The sequence below is a fragment of the Altererythrobacter sp. CAU 1644 genome, from assembly GCF_029623755.1.
Lineage (GTDB): Bacteria > Pseudomonadota > Alphaproteobacteria > Sphingomonadales > Sphingomonadaceae > Erythrobacter > Erythrobacter arenosus.
Genome location: NZ_CP121106.1, coordinates 2,307,693 through 2,323,096, shown reverse-complemented (window position 1 = coordinate 2,323,096; position 15,404 = coordinate 2,307,693). Strand labels below are relative to the sequence as shown.

At 59.3% G+C, this 15,404-nt stretch carries 16 protein-coding genes; all 16 read left to right on the top strand.

The genetic code is table 11. The annotated features are described in order from the left end of the window. Nucleotides 1-803 precede the first annotated feature (803 nt). Nucleotides 804-1,004: a Flp family type IVb pilin gene (locus tag P7228_RS11570; protein WP_347402840.1), complete on the top strand. Its 201-nt coding sequence runs from the start codon at nucleotides 804-806 to the stop codon at nucleotides 1,002-1,004. Nucleotides 1,005-1,084: 80 nt separating this feature from the next. Next, nucleotides 1,085-1,993: a Flp pilus assembly protein CpaB gene (gene cpaB / locus P7228_RS11565; protein ID WP_278015396.1), complete on the top strand. Its 909-nt coding sequence runs from the start codon at nucleotides 1,085-1,087 to the stop codon at nucleotides 1,991-1,993. Between the two features lie 4 nt (nucleotides 1,994-1,997). Next, a complete protein-coding gene (locus P7228_RS11560; RefSeq protein WP_278015395.1) occupies nucleotides 1,998-3,461 on the top strand; it encodes a type II and III secretion system protein family protein in 1,464 nt (487 codons plus the stop codon). Further along, nucleotides 3,451-3,729 (top strand): hypothetical protein, encoded by a 279-nt coding sequence (locus P7228_RS11555; protein WP_278015394.1) that lies wholly within the window; start codon nucleotides 3,451-3,453, stop codon nucleotides 3,727-3,729. The genes P7228_RS11560 and P7228_RS11555 overlap by 11 nt, the downstream gene beginning before the upstream one ends. Before the next feature lie 21 nt (nucleotides 3,730-3,750). Beyond that, nucleotides 3,751-5,391 carry a TadE/TadG family type IV pilus assembly protein gene (locus P7228_RS11550; protein WP_278015393.1) on the top strand — a complete coding sequence of 547 codons (1,641 nt, stop codon included), beginning with the start codon at nucleotides 3,751-3,753 and terminating at the stop codon, nucleotides 5,389-5,391. After that, entirely contained in the window at nucleotides 5,388-5,888 is a 501-nt protein-coding gene (locus tag P7228_RS11545; RefSeq protein ID WP_347402839.1) for a TadE/TadG family type IV pilus assembly protein, read from the top strand. The genes P7228_RS11550 and P7228_RS11545 overlap by 4 nt, the downstream gene beginning before the upstream one ends. Nucleotide 5,889: 1 nt before the next feature. Beyond that, complete coding sequence (locus tag P7228_RS11540) at nucleotides 5,890-6,516, top strand: TadE/TadG family type IV pilus assembly protein (protein WP_278015391.1); 627 nt, start codon at nucleotides 5,890-5,892, stop codon at nucleotides 6,514-6,516. A gap of 8 nt (nucleotides 6,517-6,524) precedes the next feature. Continuing rightward, nucleotides 6,525-7,709, top strand: coding sequence for a CpaE/TadZ family protein (locus P7228_RS11535; protein ID WP_278015390.1), 1,185 nt, complete (start codon nucleotides 6,525-6,527; stop codon nucleotides 7,707-7,709). Between the two features lies 1 nt (nucleotide 7,710). Then, nucleotides 7,711-9,102, top strand: a complete 1,392-nt coding sequence (locus tag P7228_RS11530; RefSeq protein ID WP_278015389.1) for a TadA family conjugal transfer-associated ATPase — start codon at nucleotides 7,711-7,713, stop codon at nucleotides 9,100-9,102. Between the two features lie 3 nt (nucleotides 9,103-9,105). Continuing rightward, entirely contained in the window at nucleotides 9,106-10,107 is a 1,002-nt protein-coding gene (locus tag P7228_RS11525) for a type II secretion system F family protein (RefSeq protein ID WP_278015388.1), read from the top strand. Between the two features lies 1 nt (nucleotide 10,108). Further along, the gene (locus tag P7228_RS11520) at nucleotides 10,109-11,083 is read left to right on the top strand and encodes a type II secretion system F family protein (RefSeq protein WP_278015387.1); all 975 of its coding nucleotides are present in this window, start codon (nucleotides 10,109-10,111) and stop codon (nucleotides 11,081-11,083) included. Between the two features lies 1 nt (nucleotide 11,084). Next, nucleotides 11,085-11,969, top strand: coding sequence for a tetratricopeptide repeat protein (locus P7228_RS11515; protein ID WP_278015386.1), 885 nt, complete (start codon nucleotides 11,085-11,087; stop codon nucleotides 11,967-11,969). A gap of 3 nt (nucleotides 11,970-11,972) precedes the next feature. Next, nucleotides 11,973-12,470 (top strand): A24 family peptidase, encoded by a 498-nt coding sequence (locus tag P7228_RS11510; RefSeq protein ID WP_278015385.1) that lies wholly within the window; start codon nucleotides 11,973-11,975, stop codon nucleotides 12,468-12,470. A 31-nt stretch (nucleotides 12,471-12,501) separates the two neighbouring features. After that, nucleotides 12,502-13,230 carry a hypothetical protein gene (locus tag P7228_RS11505; protein ID WP_278015384.1) on the top strand — a complete coding sequence of 243 codons (729 nt, stop codon included), beginning with the start codon at nucleotides 12,502-12,504 and terminating at the stop codon, nucleotides 13,228-13,230. Nucleotides 13,231-13,283: 53 nt separating this feature from the next. Further along, nucleotides 13,284-14,318 carry an AraC family transcriptional regulator gene (locus P7228_RS16090; RefSeq protein ID WP_347402838.1) on the top strand — a complete coding sequence of 345 codons (1,035 nt, stop codon included), beginning with the start codon at nucleotides 13,284-13,286 and terminating at the stop codon, nucleotides 14,316-14,318. Between the two features lie 105 nt (nucleotides 14,319-14,423). Further along, complete coding sequence (locus P7228_RS11495) at nucleotides 14,424-15,314, top strand: sterol desaturase family protein (protein WP_278015383.1); 891 nt, start codon at nucleotides 14,424-14,426, stop codon at nucleotides 15,312-15,314. Nucleotides 15,315-15,404 lie beyond the last annotated feature (90 nt).

Sequence of the window (15,404 nt, the reverse complement as noted above, 5' to 3'; positions counted from 1 at the left end):
GCAAGCTTGGTAACTATATTTTCGCAATTTTACAGGCGGTTCATCGGGACTTCACAGGGCGCGCGGAATTCCGCCGATTCATGCTGTGCCAATGCGGAACAACAGCCGCGTGGAAGTTCAACGTCGACCGCTCGTAAAGGTTAACCTGGCTAACGAAAAAACGGGCACCAGGAACCGCACGGGCCCCACTTGGGCACCCTCAAACCGACTCAGCATTGTGCTCGAGTTGCTCACACTCGACTGAGCTGCTGGTTACCCGCCGGAAGGCACAGCGATCGCCAAATGTGCTATGAAGTGTTCTGACGCACATTGTCCGGCTCTGACGCTCGCAGCCAGGATCGATGGCGGCATCAGGCTCTATCGCGACTCGGAATCTACGATAGCGCCGAGAGCGGCGTCAGCTTAAGTAGCGGAAACTAGGGGCGATTCGTGTGGCAAGAACGACTCGCACCGCGAAAAAAGAGTTAACAGGGGTGATTCCGGATTGAAATAGGGCCATATTGGTCACGCGTTAACCGGGTTTGTTATCGAACTTGGCGGTTAAGATGATGATTTTTGGGGTTTATTTTTTGTTAGACATTCGCCGTTGACCCTCAGAGGTTAAAGCGAGAACATGATGCCAGTTCCGATGAGGAATCAGTGCGATGACCGGCGTGATGCCGGAAAACTATAAACGGGGTCGCGCCGGTTCCATCACATTACCCTTCATCGGGGCATGGTAATCCGGAAATAGAAGCCGGAAGCCAGGACTTGGACAGTACGGATATCCTCCTTGGGGCAACCGTGCAGATTTGAATGGGGTAATGACAATGACCTTTGTGAAAACTTTCCTTCGTGATGAATCGGGTGCTTCGGCGGCCGAATATGCTCTGATCCTCGCCGTTGTCGGCGCTGCGATCGGTGTTGCTGCTTTTGCGCTTGGCTCGGAAGTCAAGATCGCGATCGATAGCGCGACTTCGGATGTTCGCGAGTGTAACACGACGACTGGTTGCACGAACCCTTAATCTGAATGGATCCGCGGGGGGCCTAGGCTCCCCGCGGTTTCACGCTATTGTGTGGCTGAAGTCAATTAGGGGGGAAGATCATGAGGGGACGTAACCTCCTCATCGTCGGTGTGGCCATATTTTTCGGCCTGATCGCGGTGTATCTGGCAAACAGCTATTTCAGCGGCGTCGAAGAACGCCAGGCGCGCGAAGCGGAGGCAAACCGCATGGCGCAAATTGTCGTTGCGACGCAGGACTTCCAGTTCGGCACTCCTCTGGCGACGACCAACTTGCGGCTGGCCAACTGGCCGGCCAATTCGGTGCCGCAAGGCGCATTCGTATCGATTGAGGAAGCGACCCGCGGCGGTCGCGTTGCTCTGCGCCCGATTGCAATCGGGGAGCCAATCCTCTCGACCAAAGTTTCCGGTGAGGGCGGCCGCGCCACTCTCGCCTCCATACTTCCCGAAGAGCTTCGCGCGGTTTCGATCCCGGTCAACCAGGTATCCGGCGTAGGCGGTTTTGTCCGCGCAGGGGATGTCGTCGACGTCATGCTGACCCGCCGAATCCCTGGAGAAGGCGCTGACCGTGACGATCAGATGACTTTCGTGGTTCTCGAAAACGTCCTAGTGCTCGCGATCGACCAAGTTGCCGACGAGAATCAGACCGAACCAAAGGTCGGGAGTACCGCCACGCTCCAAACCGATATTCTCGGCGCGCAGAAGCTGACACTTGCCCGACAGGTCGGCTCGCTCAGCCTGGCTCTCCGCAATGTCGAAAATCAAGACGTTGGCGGCACCGAGGTCGTCACTCCGAGCGATCTTGGTGGGGCCGGCTATTACATTGCTGCGCGCAGCAGCGCTCCCGCAGCGCCGGCACCGGCTGCACCCGCCGTTCGCAATTCGGCAAATGCAGGCCCCGCTGCACCCAGCCGACCGCGTGGTCCGACCATGTCGATCGTGCGAGGTACCGAGCCGACTACATACGAAGTTAACCGGAAGGGGGGATGGTAAGGTCATGCGCACCCGTCTCAAGACATTCAGCGCGGCTATTGCATTCGGCCTGACTGCAGGGGCTCTTCCCCTTGCAGCAGTTCCTGCCGCCGCCCAGGGGGAAACCTCGATCCACGCAGGATCGGTCGAAGTGCCGATCAATAAAAGCCAAGTAATCAGTGCCGACCGACCGATCGCGAGGGCGATGATCGGCAATGACGAGATCGCCGATATCTTTCCGATCTCGGACCGCTCTGTGTACGTGCTGGGCAAGAAATTCGGCACCACCAGCCTGACGCTCTACGATCGGGGCAACAATGTGCTTGCGGTGATGGATATCGCGGTAGGCCCGGACGTGACCGGCCTGCGCGAGCAAATGGGTAACCTGCTGCCGAATGAAAATATCGACGCCTACATCTCGAACGAATCGATCGTCTTGAGCGGCACCGTATCGGGAGCAGGCGCGGCCGATCGCGCGGTTCAGCTGGCCAAGGCCTATGCCGGCGAGAATGTCATCAACCTGATGTCGCTCGGCGGCAGCCAGCAGGTCATGCTCGAGGTTCGCTTCGCCGAAGTCAGCCGTAATGTCGGCAAGGACCTTGGTGTCCGCACGTTCTTTAACGGACGAGGAGGCAGATTCAGCGGCGCCACCGGGCCTGGAACGACCCTTACTCCTGGTGCGGGCAATTCGAACTTCGGTAACGGAGACTTGCAGGTCGAGTCGGTCCTGGGTGCCTTTGGCGTCGTAACCCGGTCATTCACGGATGTTTTGGGCCTGGATATCGACGTCGCACTCGATGCGCTGGAGGACAAGGGGCTCTCCAAGACGCTCGCCGAGCCGACGCTCGTCGCCTTGTCGGGTGAGAGAGCTTCGTTCCTGGCTGGCGGCGAATTTCCCGTGCCGGTTGCCCAGGCCATTGGCGGCCAGGGTGGCGCTGGTGGAGGGAGCGCAGCGATTACGGTCGAATTCAAACCCTTTGGCGTCAGCCTTGGGTTTACGCCAACCGTGCTCTCAGACAATGTGATCAACCTGTTGGTCGAACCAGAAGTCAGCGCGATCGACCCAACCGCTTCAATCACGGTTGGCGGGCTTTCTATTCCCGGATTGTCGACGCGGCGGGCGAGCACCGTACTGGAACTGCGCGACGGCGAGAGCTTCGCCATTGCTGGCCTGATCCAACAGGACTTCAAGACTACGGTCGAACAGGTTCCTTTGCTTGGTTCGATCCCGATAATCGGATCGCTGTTCCGCTCGTCGAGCTTTCAAAAGGGCGAGACCGAATTGCTGATCGTGGTAACGCCGCGGCTGGTCCAGCCGGTCAGGCCTGAGCAAGTCCGCCTTCCGACCGATCGCGTTGGCGATCCCGTACAAGCGGACGTGCTGCTCAATGGTGTAGCCTACCAACCCAAGCCGGTTGCGCCGAACGGCGCGACACCGCTGCCGCAAGCCGGCGAGCCACAGCCAGTGGAGGAAGAATATGACTACTAGGTCCGCAATTTCCGCCCTCGCTCTGTCCCTGGCCTGTGCTGGCTGCTCTGTCGCCGACATGGAACTGGCTGGTTACCAGGACCCCGGCTTCGGCGAAGCCAACCGCGCAACCTATGCCGCGATGGTGGTCAATCCTGACCCGAAATATGACACGCCGATGCCGGCGACCAGCGCACAGCACGCGGCACAGGCGATCGAGCGCTACCGCACCGACGCTGTGAAGAAGCCGGAACGCATTACGACCACCGAAGCGGGTTCCGGCAATTGAGCTAGCAAATTGGCATGAAAAATGAGCGGGAAACGATCAAATAAACAATTCTGGAGTGACCAGCGTGGCGCAGTTGCAGCCACCTATGCACTCGCATTGATCCCGCTTATTGCGATTGCAGGTCTCGGCTTCGACTACGCCCGCGTCATGGGCATGGATACCGAGCTCCAGAATGCAGCCGACCAGGCCGCGCTCGCCGGGGCCACGCAGCTCAACCAGACATCGGATTCGATGACGCGCGCGATCAACGCGGCGACGGGGAATCTCGTCACCAACTCGACCTTCCTTTCGAACGATGGTGCCGGCGGAACGATCGCGATTACCGACACAGCGACGCAGATCGTATTCTATGCGAACAAAGCCGATGCTGAAGCAGGCACCGGGGGTTTCACCGACACTTCGCGCTTTGCGGAAGCACGATTCATAGAGGTGACTGTCGATACGCGGGACGCCCGCTATGCCTTTACGCCTGTTGTAGGTGCATTGGTTGGCAGTCTGAACGCTGGTGCTGTTGCGGGAGTCGGATCGGCGGTGTGCCGCATCCCCCCGTTGATGATCTGCAACCCGGACGAACCGACGAGCGGCGACAAGGATGCACCGTTCCTTGGTGACAACTACAAGGGTAGAGGCCTGCTTGTCGTCCAGGGCGGCAACAACGCCTGGGCGCCAGGCGATTTCGGCTACCTTGACCTGGGCAACGGCGCGAATGGCGTCCGTGAAGGTCTCGGTTGGCCTGTCCCCGGCGGCGGCTGCCTCGCCGTTGATGACGCTGACAAGATTGGGGTCGATACGGAACCAGGCGTTATCGCGGACGCGCCCGACTCGCTGAACACCCGTTTCGACATTTACGACAATGTCGCCTGTCCCGCCGGAGACGATTGTCCCGCTGCACGCAACAACCGGAAGGACGTCGTGCGGCCTGCCAATGCTACTCCCTCGACTGGCAATTCGTGCAAATACGGCAACCAGGGTTGGCGCGAACCCGCAGTCCCCTATCAGCCACCAGACCTCACGCCGCTCGATCCTCTCACCGACACTATGCCCACCACGATGGGGCATCCCCGCGATATCTGCCATGCAGTAGGCGAGAACAATGCTGCTTATTGCAACTCGCCGTTCGGCGACGGTGTGTGGGACATAGCTGCCTATGTCTACACGCACTTCAGGCGAACGGACGGATCCAACACGCGCTGGTCGATGACGGATTTCGCGACCAACACCGGCCTCGACGCGACCGCTTCGCGGTACGATGTATACAAATGGGAGAAGGACAACCGGAACACACTGGTCGATGGCCTGACGGTCCTTGAAACCTTCCCAAAAAATGCCACGGGTTCGACCAACATCAATCCTGGGCAACCGGTGTGCAGCAACAATGCATACGGTTATGCGCCAACCACCATCATCGACCGGAGGGTCATGTCGATTGCCGTCGTGAATTGCGTCGGCAACGGGGTCCGAGGGGCACGTGACAACGTTCCTGTCGAAACTTGGGTCGACGTGTTCCTCGTGCAACCCTCACTCAATCGCGGTACCGGACCGAGTAAACGGACCACGCGCGAAGAAATCTATGTTGAAATCATGGGCGAGTCCAAGATCAACGGTACCGGAACCAATGGAGGCCTCGTCGTCAGACGCGATGTGCCTTACCTGGTGCGATGATGCGGCGTCGGGGCTTCATATTCGATTGTGAAGGGGCCGCGGCAGCCGAGATGGCCTTGATCCTGCCGATCGCTGTCTTGCTGCTATTCGCAGGGTTTGAATCGGCGAATTATTTCTATTCGCAGCACCAGATCTCCAAGGGATTGAGAGATGGCGCGCGCTTTGCGGCCCGTCAGAATTTCAACGATATCAACTGCCGTTCAGGTGCCTCCATCTCGTCGGGCGTTGTGGCGCAAATCCAGAATGTCGCCAGAACTGGAAAGGCATCGGGAGGCAATGCTCGGATATCAGGATGGGACAATGCGGACATCACCGTAACTGTCACCTGCCCGACAGCTGCGGAAGCGCAGACCGGAATTTTCACGAGCAGTGAGCCGGCTCCGCAAGTCAATCTCACCACGACCATCAATTACGATTCCCTGTTTAATGGGCTCGGAGTCATCACCGACAGCGCCGTGATCGGCGCGCGTCATCAAGCAACGGTGATGGGAATCTGACATGAAGCTCCCCAACTCCATCAACCGGTTCCTGCAAGACGAACGAGGTCTCGCGGCCGAGTTCGCATTGGTTCTGCCGCTGCTGATCATCTTCGTTCTGGGGACGATCGACATCGGCATCTACGCCTATCGCCTTAATCAGGCCGAGAAGGCTACTCAGATGGGTGCACGCTACGCTGTCGTGACAAATCCGGTGTGGCAGGAACTCACAACGCTCTCGATGGTCAACAAGAATGTCAACGGGACCGATGTCACTCAAGGTGACCGCATCCCGGTGATGGATTTCACGGTAACCTGCGATGATACGGCTTGCACCTGCGCTGGCCCGAATTGCGGTCTCGTGGGCACCCAGACCCGTGACGCAGCTGCCTTTACCAACCTGGCCACTCGGATGAGGGTGATCGCGCCAGGCATCCAGGACGCCAATATCGAGGTCGACTACAGCGGTTCAGGGCTCGGTTATGCGGGTGACCCGAATGGCCCGGATATTTCGCCCTTTGTAACGGTCCGTCTGACTGGACTGGAATATACGCCGATTTCGCTCGCCGTTTTCGGGTCTAAGATCGGCTTCGGCGATTTCACCTACACATTGACGGCAGAAGACGCCGCAGGAACGAATTCGAATTGAGAAGAGACATGGGAAGGATTGACAACATTTACGAGCCGCCGCTCAACCAGGCCGTCGATTTGCCCGAGCACGTGCACATTGTTGCGCAACCTGCCGTGCTGGACGGCATCGATCCTATCCGGGATGACGTCAAGTTGATCGAATGCGGTGTCGATGATCCACTTCCGATCCATTCGCTGGTCAATGCTTCGATTGTCGTGATCGAAGTCGATCCGCGTTCACGCAATTCGCTTGAGCGGGTCGATCAATTGCGCAAGCACGCGCCTTCCGTTCCCGTGATCGCAGGCCTTGGCGATGTCGACATTGCCACCACTCGTCAGCTGTTGCGGCGTGGAGTGAGCGACATCGTCGCCCTGCCCTTCGCACTTGACGAACTCGTGACCTCGATAGTGGATGTCGCCGACAAGATCGAACTCGACGTCGCAGATCAAGTGGCACCGGCGCCGTTCATCACGGTGCTCAAGAGCATCGGCGGCTCGGGTGCGACGACGGTAATCACGCATCTTGCCGCGCAAATGACCAGCGATCTCGGCGAAGGTGCGCGTTCGTGCATTATCGATCTCGACCTGCAGTCGGGCGACGTCGCGTCCTACATGGGGGTTGCGCCGCGCCGTACGCTCGCCGATCTGATCGAATCTACCGACCGGGTCGACGAAGAGGTCATCTCCTCGGTTGCGGCCAGCGGCCACCACAATGTCGACGTGATCGCCGCGCCGACCGATATCGTGCCGATTGAATCGCTCGAATTCGACCAGCTCATGATGATCGTGACACTCGCGCGCAAGCGCTACGATCTGGTGTTCGTCGACCTGCCTGCGAACATGACCAATTGGTCCCTCTCCACTATCTTCGCGGCCGATCAGACCCTGGTGATCGGTCAGCTTACCATTCCGAGCCTTCGGCACGCCAAACGGCAGATCGATTTCCTCGTCTCGATGGGGATACCGCGCGACAAGATCCAGGTTGCTCTCAATCGGGTCGAGAAACGCCTGTTCAAGACGATCGATGCCTCCGACGCCGCCGGAGCGCTCAAGCACCCAATCCTCGCGACGATTGGCGAAGATGCCAATCTGCTGCGCACCGCCCAAGATCAGGGCGAACTGGTCGATGCCTTCCAGAAGCGCAGTAAATTCAACCGGGATATTATGCAGCTGGCAGATCTCGTCGCGGATCGTCTGGCGGAGTTGAATTGAAATGTGGAAGATCAAACGCCCGGAAGCCGAAATGGAGCAGATGGAGGTCGAGCCGGCCGCCGATGCATCCGAAGAGCTGGCAGAGGTCGTAGCCCTCCATCCGCAAATCAGCGCCCGTGAAGAGGCGCTGCTGCAGATCCGTATGGGCATCCACCAGGGTTTGCTCGACCGCATCAATCTGTCGATGCTCGACAAATTGTCGGAAGAGCAGATCAAGTCGGAGGTAACGCAGATCGTACCCGAACTGCTCGTCACCTACGACCAGCCGCTTAACCGTGAAGAGCGCGCCAATCTCATCGACGAAGTGATGAACGAGCTGCTCGGCCTCGGCCCGCTCGAGCCGCTGCTCAAGGACGAGAGCATCACCGACATCCTCGTCAACGGCTGCAACACAGTGTTCGTCGAAAAAGGCGGAACGCTCACTCGCGTTTCGACGCGCTTCCAGGATGAAAAGCATCTGATGCGGATCATCCAGAAGATCGTCAGTGCGGTCGGCCGGCGGATCGACGAGAGCTCGCCGTTTGTCGATGCGCGTCTCAAGGACGGCAGCCGCGTCAACGCCATCGTTGCGCCGCTCGCGCTCGACGGCTCGCTGCTGTCCATTCGTAAGTTCGCCAAAATCCCGATCAGCATGCAAAAGTTGATCGACCTGCATTCGGTCCCGGAAGCGATGGCCGAAGTCCTGCAGGCCATTGTCGCTTCGCGTCGCAATGTGCTCATTTCGGGCGGTACCGGTTCGGGTAAAACCACCATGCTCAACGCCTTGTCGAGCTTCATCGACGAGCGCGAGCGCATCGTGACGATCGAGGACTCGGCGGAACTGCAACTCCAGCAGACTCACGTCGCCCGTCTTGAAACCCGCCCCCCGAATATCGAGGGCCGCGGCGAGGTCAGCCAGCGCGACCTGGTGAAGAACGCCCTGCGCATGCGACCCGACCGCATCATCGTTGGCGAAGTTCGCGCCGGTGAAGCGTTCGATATGCTGCAGGCCATGAACACCGGCCATGACGGCTCGATGACGACGGTGCACGCCAATACGGCCCGCGATTCGCTTAGCCGTGTCGAGCAGATGATCGGGATGAGCGGGATCGACATGCCCCAGCGCGCTGCTCGGGCGCAGATTGCCTCGGCGATCAATGTCGTGCTCCAGGTTTCGCGGCTGAGCGACGGCCGCCGCAAGGTAACCAGCCTCTCCGAACTCACCGGAATGGAAGGTGATACCATCACCATGCAGGAGATTTTCCGTTTCAAGAAGGAGGGGATCGACGAGAACAACATGGTTATCGGACATTTCGAGGCGACAGGCATCCGGCCCAAGTTCCTTCTCGACGCCGAAGCCCACGGCATCAAACTGCCAGCCGAATTGTTCCGACCCGAATTGAAGATTGGTTGATCGATGACAGCAGAGATCATCCGCATCGTCTTACTGCTCGCAGTCTTTGCCGGGGTGTTCCTGCTGGTGCAGGTCGTCGGTTCGTCTTACGCTAAAAGCCGCAGTTATCGCGGTGCGGTGAACAAGCGCTTGCAAATGATCGGCTCAGGCCAGGATCGCGAGGCTGTAATTGGCCAGTTGATCAAGAACCGACCGACCGGGCTGCCAGATCTGCCGAAATTACTGGCCAGTCCGGCCGACAAACTGCAGCGCAAGCTATTTGCCTCAAACCTGGCTCTTACAATCGGTCAGCTTGTTCTCTTCATGGGAATTGGCCTGGTCTCCATCTTCCTGTTGGTCATGCTGATCATCGTTTCGATGGGCTACGGACTCGGGTTGGGTGCGATCATAATCGCCCTGCTTTTCGCCACTGCGTTGGCAGTTGTCCTGCCGCTGTTCATCATCGGCACGATCGCGGAATCGCGCCGCAAGAAGATGGAGCACCAGTTCCCGATCGCGCTGGACATTTTCGTCCGCGCCCTGCGTTCGGGACACCCTATCGCATCAGCCATCGACCTTCTCACCCATGAGATGGAAGATCCGATCGGTACCGAGTTCGGGCTAGTAAGCGACGAAGTGGCTTATGGTGCAGATCTCATTACGGCGCTTGAGCAAATGGCCGATCGATGGGACTTGGAAGACATGCAGATGTTTGTCGTGTCTCTGTCGGTCCAGAGTCAGACCGGGGGTAATCTGGCCGAAATCTTGGACAATATCTCCAGAGTTATTCGCGAGCGCCACCAACTCTTCCTCAAGGTGAAGGCACTGAGCTCTGAAGGGCGTATGACCGCACTGATGCTAACCGTCTTGCCGGTGTTCGCATTCGTCACGTTCTTCTTGGGAGCGCCCCAATACTATCTCGAAAGCGCCGAGGATCCGATCTTCATCTACGGAGCGATTACCCTCGCGGTAATGTACTTCCTGGGCGTTTACATCATGCGCCGCCTCGTGGACCTGAAGGTTTGAAATGATTGATATTGCCGCCAACAACTGGGTCTTTCGCGCACTCATCCTGCTAGGCATCTTCGGCCTGGTAGCGTTGGTCGTTTTTCTCGCCACAAGTGCAACGGCAAGGAGGGCACGCTTTACCAAAGAGCTTTCTGCGATCTCTGGAGAATCTGCCGGAATATCCAGCGAGTCCTTGCGCCGCCAACGAACTGAGGGAGTTTGGGCAGGGATAGTCAAGCGGATCGAGAATGCCGGACTCAATCTCGGCGATACCGCAGAGAGCGAGATCGCCAAGCAGCTCCGTGCAGCAGGATATATCTCCCAATCGGCACCGCGAGTGTACACGCTTGTCCGGCTCTTGATGATTTTTGCCCTGCCTGGTGCATTTCTCATCCTGTCCTCGACGCAAGGCGAGCCGCCGTCGATCATGCGGCTGTACTTCACTAGCGCCATCCTGGCCCTGCTCGGCTTGTATATTCCCAATCTCTTCGTTCGCGCGAAGGCCGAGCGGCGACGGACCGAAATCATCAACGGCTTCCCGGACAGCCTGGATCTAATGCTGGTCTGCGTGGAAGCCGGGCTCGGCCTCGAATCCACCCTCGATCGGGTCGGTCGTGAGATGGCTTCTTCGCACCCGCGCATCGCCGCGATGATTACCGAAACCACGCTGCTCATGCGCGCCGGGGCCAGCCGTGAGGACGCGCTGCGCAAGCTGGGCGAAAACGCCGGGGTGGACGAGATTCGCTCATTTGCCACGCTGCTCATCCAGTCTGATAAATTGGGTACCAGCCTGGCCACCACGTTGCGCGTTTACGCCTCAGAGATGCGCGAAGCACGACGCCTTAGAGCCGAAGAAAAGGCGCATCGCTTGCCAGTTCTTCTCTCCATCCCACTGGTCGTGTTCATGCTGCCGACCATGATCGGGGTCATCACTCTTCCAGCTATCGTACTGTCAATTCGCGAAGTCTTTCCAGCCATGTCAGGGAGCCGCTAAAATGAAACCCGCAATCCGTATCGCAATGTGCGCCGCCGCCGCCTTCTCGCTTTCGGGATGCCAGAGTTTCGTCAGTGCGCTGGGCTTCGGTCCGAAAGACAAGGAAGCGCAGCGCGCCGAGGCCAGCACTTCGGTTTTCGGAAAGGATGAGCTTGAGCAGGGACGCCTTGCGCTCAAGTCTGGGCATCCGGCCAATGCCATACAGTTATTCCGGCTGGCAGCGCTCGACGAAGGCAGCGCCCCTGACGCTTTCAACGGCCTTGGCGTGGCATACGCTAAACTGGGCCGTGCCGACCTGGCCGAGCGCTACTTCAAGATGGCGGTAAGCCTCGACGGTTCAAACCCCAAATTTGCTGCCAATCTCGACCGGTTCTACAACTCGGCGCTGGGCAATTCGCACCGGGCACTCGCCATGCGCGAACAGGCGGCCCGGGAAGAACTCGCAGCCGCCGCCAAGGCTGCCGATGCGCTTGGTCTGCTGCAGCCGCTAGCGCAAGAATCGGAGCGCAGGGGCGCTCTGACACTCGAGAAACCGTCGGTGCAGATGTCGCGCACTTCGCGTCGCGAAATCCGGCTAAGCACAGGATCGGCTGAAACCGGCCGCGGTGGCGCCCTTCCCGCAGTGGCAGTGCGCAATCCTGCCAAGGAGCCCAAAGCAGAGCAAATCGAAGACACGGCGCAGTTGGAAGATGATGCCGCACCCTCGGCCAAGCCCGGCGAACGCAAGACGCCAACGGCGATCAGCCTACTAGGCCGGGGATCTTCGGGTGAAAGCTACCCGGTACGGATCAGCCTGACAAAGCCGCAAAGCGGCAAGTCAGCGCCTGCTGCGCGCGCAAATTATCCGCTGCGAGTGGCGCTTGCATCTACCAGCAAAGGCGACTGATCCTTGAGCCTGGAAGTTTTATGGCCCTTGGGCCTGACCGCTTTGCTGTTAATCGGAGCGATCAGTGACATTCGGGCGAGAAGGCTGCCGAACTGGCTTGCCCTCGCACTGCTTGTCTATGGACTGGCTCATGGCTTTATGCTCGATGGGCTAAGCGGCCTGGGCTGGCACGCAGCGCACAGCGCTGTCGCACTGCTCGTTGGGATGGGGCTATTCGCAATAGGCGCATTCGGTGGCGGCGATGCCAAGTTTTACGCAGGGATGGCGGCCTATTTTCCGCTTCAGTCGGGGATCAACCTCCTGCTCTGGGTAACCTTGCTAGGCGGCCTGTTTATTCTCATTTGGATGGTCGGTCGACGGGTCCCTGTCGGAACCCGGGCCAAGGAACAGTCGGGCCTCAAGGGCAAGTTTCCCTACGGCGTCGCCATTACTTCCGGCGGGATCGGTGCAGCGTGGACGGCAGTAATGCTCGCTCCTGCCCTTCCCGGCATGCAGTTGTGACAAAACCGCGGGATTCTGCCAAAGTCGCGCCATGAGCACTGTCCCTCCCTCTCGCTCGATACGCCGGATCGCCGAGAATGGATTTGCCCATGCCCCGCGACTGGCGCTGATTGGGGCCCTTGCCTTCGTCCTCGCCATGCCTGTTGGCTTGCCTACGCTTGCATTCATTCCGAAAAGCGCCATGGGCGCCCTCAGCAGGATCGAGGAAGGCTCTCCTTTGCGCTTGGTCCTGCCCGAGGCGACGGTTGTACAACCAGCCTCGCTCGCTGTGGATTCCGCCGCAGATACCGTAGCGGCAGATCGAGATGGGCGCGAGACGTCTCAATCCGCCTCGGACTTCGACTCGGCGTTTCTATCGGCGGACTTCACCGGTCCGATCAGTTCAACCAAGCCTCCCAGCCCGATCGATCTCAAGCCTGGGAGGTTCCTCGATCTCAAATACGACATCTCCCGGCTTGAGCCGACAGCGGAGAAACTCGATCGCAACGACGGCAGCCTGACGGTCGAGAAACCGCTGCTGGTAGACGGCGTCAGTGCCGGTTCGGCGATGATCAGGATTGAGGAAGGCGCCAAGATCTATATTTCGGCTTCGTCGGTTGCACGGGCGCTCGGGCCGAAAGTCAACGCCCTGCCCAAGCGGATTAGCGGCGCGCTCGCCCAGGGTAGCGGCTTCATTCCTTTCTACGAATTGCGTGGTGCCGGCATTGCGGTTGAGTATGATGCGGCCCGTGACCGGGTCGCCATGTCGACCCCCTCCTGATCCAAACGAGAGGCTGGCGCCGGCAAGGGCATCGGCTATATGGTCCGCCTCGCATGATCGAAACGCTCGACACAACGGTCCGCTTGGTCTCCATCGGAGCCGCGCTGCTATTGCTGGTGCTCGTCATTGCCGGGAAGGCACGCCGACCGATCAAGATCGCGCTAATCGGGCTGTTGTTCTCAGCGATCGCCTATCTCATCAACTCGTCCACGGTAATCACGGTGCCGCAGCCGTATCGCCCCTTTGTCGACCTTGCATCGATCTTCACGCCTTTCTGGACCTGGCTGTTCGGACGTCGGCTGTTCGAAGCCGAACCACCGCGCTGGCTGGTTTGGGCTGTTGCGACGCTGCTGGTGCCCAGCTGGATCCTTGCGCATTTCGTCCAGGACACCGATCCGCTGGGATTCTACGCGATCCACCTAATCTTGCTGGTGCTGATAGTCGACCTGCTCAGGGTTGCACTGGGCGAACGCGCCGACGACCTGGTCGAGAAGCGCCGACTGATCCGCCTGTGGCTGCCGCTGCTCGTAGCGCTACAAACCGGCGGCATTTTGCTGTTCGAGACGATCTTGGGCCGCGCCATTCCCTACCCCTCGGTGCAGTTGACCAACGCCGTTCTGATCCTGGCTCTTACGCTGTTTGCCGGTCTCGCCTTGCTCCGTACGGACGAAGAGCTGCTGGCCGCACTTGGCACCGCTCCCGATGCCAAGCCCGAGTTATCTCCGGCCGAAATCGTGCTGCGAGAAAAGCTCGACGCGGCGATGGAGCAAGGCTTCTACCGCACGTCCGGCCTATCGATCGCCGGCCTGGCCGATCATCTCGGTGCGCCCGAGCATCGCCTGCGCGCGCTGATCAACCAGCGGCTTGGCCACCGCAATTTCTCCGCCTTCCTGAACCGTCATCGGATCGCAGAAGCGCGCGAGATCCTGGCCGACCGCGAGCGCGTATCGCTTCCCGTCCTGACCATTGCGATGGATCTCGGCTATAATTCTCTGCCGACATTCAATCGGGCGTTTCGCGAAGAAACCGCAATGACTCCAACCGATTACCGCCGCGAAGCGATCGGTGCCGAGACCGGTCAAAACTGAAAAAACGCCGTCGATTTCGAAATTTTCCGGTTTTTTTGGGCGTTGCGGAGCCAAGGAGTTGCCGTGCCATCATTATCGCCGCATCCTTCAACCGGAGCGCAGACGATGTCATTGCCTGAAAATCTTCCCCTGTTCGACAAGATTGCAGAGCACATGCTCGACGTGATGTATTTCGACCTGTTTCGCTACATCGTAACGGCTTCGGTGATGTTCGCCATCATCGTAATCTTCAAAGGCTGGGCCGAACGGCGCCGGATTCAGGAACGCCGGGCGAAGCGCGAGGACTACCTGCGCGAGATATCATCCTCGATCCGCACCGTATTCTTCTTTGGGATCACCACGCTTTCGACTCTGTTCCTGCGCGAAGCCGGGATCATTCGCTTCCACTTCGACAGTTTCCCGATCGCCATCATGCTGCTGCAGGCAGTGGCGATGATCCTCGCGCACGATACCTATTTCTACTGGATGCACCGGGCGCTGCACACGCGCGCACTCTATCAGGCGACCCATCTCCATCATCACAAATCGCGCACTCCGACGCCATGGACCGCATACAGTTTCTCGGTTTGGGAGGCGATCGCCGAGGCCGCATTCGTGCCGCTCTACCTGCTCGCGACCAGCCTGCTGGGCGTCGCATACATCGGCATGGCGATCCTGGTGTTCATCTGGTTCCAGATCATCCGCAACGTGATGGGCCATGCGGGCGTCGAAGTGATGCCGGCAGGTTGGGTGGACAACAAGTGGGTCGGCTGGATCAACACCACGACGCATCACGACCTGCACCACAGCACCTTCAACCATAATTTCGGGCTCTACTTCACTTGGTGGGACCGCTGGATGGGAACCGAGCATCCGCAATACAAGGAGCGCTTCCGCGCCGTCGCCAAGCCGTTGGTCGTTAGTCCGCGCCTTGCCGAGAAGCTGAGTGTAGTGATGATGGCGGGCCTTGCCAGCACAGTCACGCTTTCCGGCGGCCTCGCGAGCATGGTGGCCTGAAGCTGCCCCCTACCGAGACCAAGACCCGCGAGCGCTGATCCCCAATTCCAGCCAGCTCGTGGACGGGGCGATCGCCAACCTCTCAAGGAC

Bases quoted from the DNA above. Each gene is read 5' to 3' on its own strand.
- cpaB (WP_278015396.1), top strand. From the start codon at position 1,085: ATGAGGGGACGTAACCTCCTCATCGTCGGTGTGGCCATATTTTTCGGC.
- P7228_RS11555 (WP_278015394.1), top strand. From the start codon at position 3,451: ATGACTACTAGGTCCGCAATTTCCGCCCTCGCTCTGTCCCTGGCCTGT.
- P7228_RS11570 (WP_347402840.1), top strand. From the start codon at position 804: ATGACAATGACCTTTGTGAAAACTTTCCTTCGTGATGAATCGGGTGCT.
- P7228_RS11505 (WP_278015384.1), top strand. From the start codon at position 12,502: ATGAGCACTGTCCCTCCCTCTCGCTCGATACGCCGGATCGCCGAGAAT.
- P7228_RS11520 (WP_278015387.1), top strand. From the start codon at position 10,109: ATGATTGATATTGCCGCCAACAACTGGGTCTTTCGCGCACTCATCCTG.
- P7228_RS16090 (WP_347402838.1), top strand. From the start codon at position 13,284: ATGATCGAAACGCTCGACACAACGGTCCGCTTGGTCTCCATCGGAGCC.
- P7228_RS11525 (WP_278015388.1), top strand. From the start codon at position 9,106: ATGACAGCAGAGATCATCCGCATCGTCTTACTGCTCGCAGTCTTTGCC.
- P7228_RS11530 (WP_278015389.1), top strand. From the start codon at position 7,711: ATGTGGAAGATCAAACGCCCGGAAGCCGAAATGGAGCAGATGGAGGTC.
- P7228_RS11535 (WP_278015390.1), top strand. From the start codon at position 6,525: ATGGGAAGGATTGACAACATTTACGAGCCGCCGCTCAACCAGGCCGTC.
- P7228_RS11540 (WP_278015391.1), top strand. From the start codon at position 5,890: ATGAAGCTCCCCAACTCCATCAACCGGTTCCTGCAAGACGAACGAGGT.
- P7228_RS11515 (WP_278015386.1), top strand. From the start codon at position 11,085: ATGAAACCCGCAATCCGTATCGCAATGTGCGCCGCCGCCGCCTTCTCG.
- P7228_RS11545 (WP_347402839.1), top strand. From the start codon at position 5,388: ATGATGCGGCGTCGGGGCTTCATATTCGATTGTGAAGGGGCCGCGGCA.
- P7228_RS11495 (WP_278015383.1), top strand. From the start codon at position 14,424: ATGTCATTGCCTGAAAATCTTCCCCTGTTCGACAAGATTGCAGAGCAC.
- P7228_RS11560 (WP_278015395.1), top strand. From the start codon at position 1,998: ATGCGCACCCGTCTCAAGACATTCAGCGCGGCTATTGCATTCGGCCTG.
- P7228_RS11550 (WP_278015393.1), top strand. From the start codon at position 3,751: ATGAGCGGGAAACGATCAAATAAACAATTCTGGAGTGACCAGCGTGGC.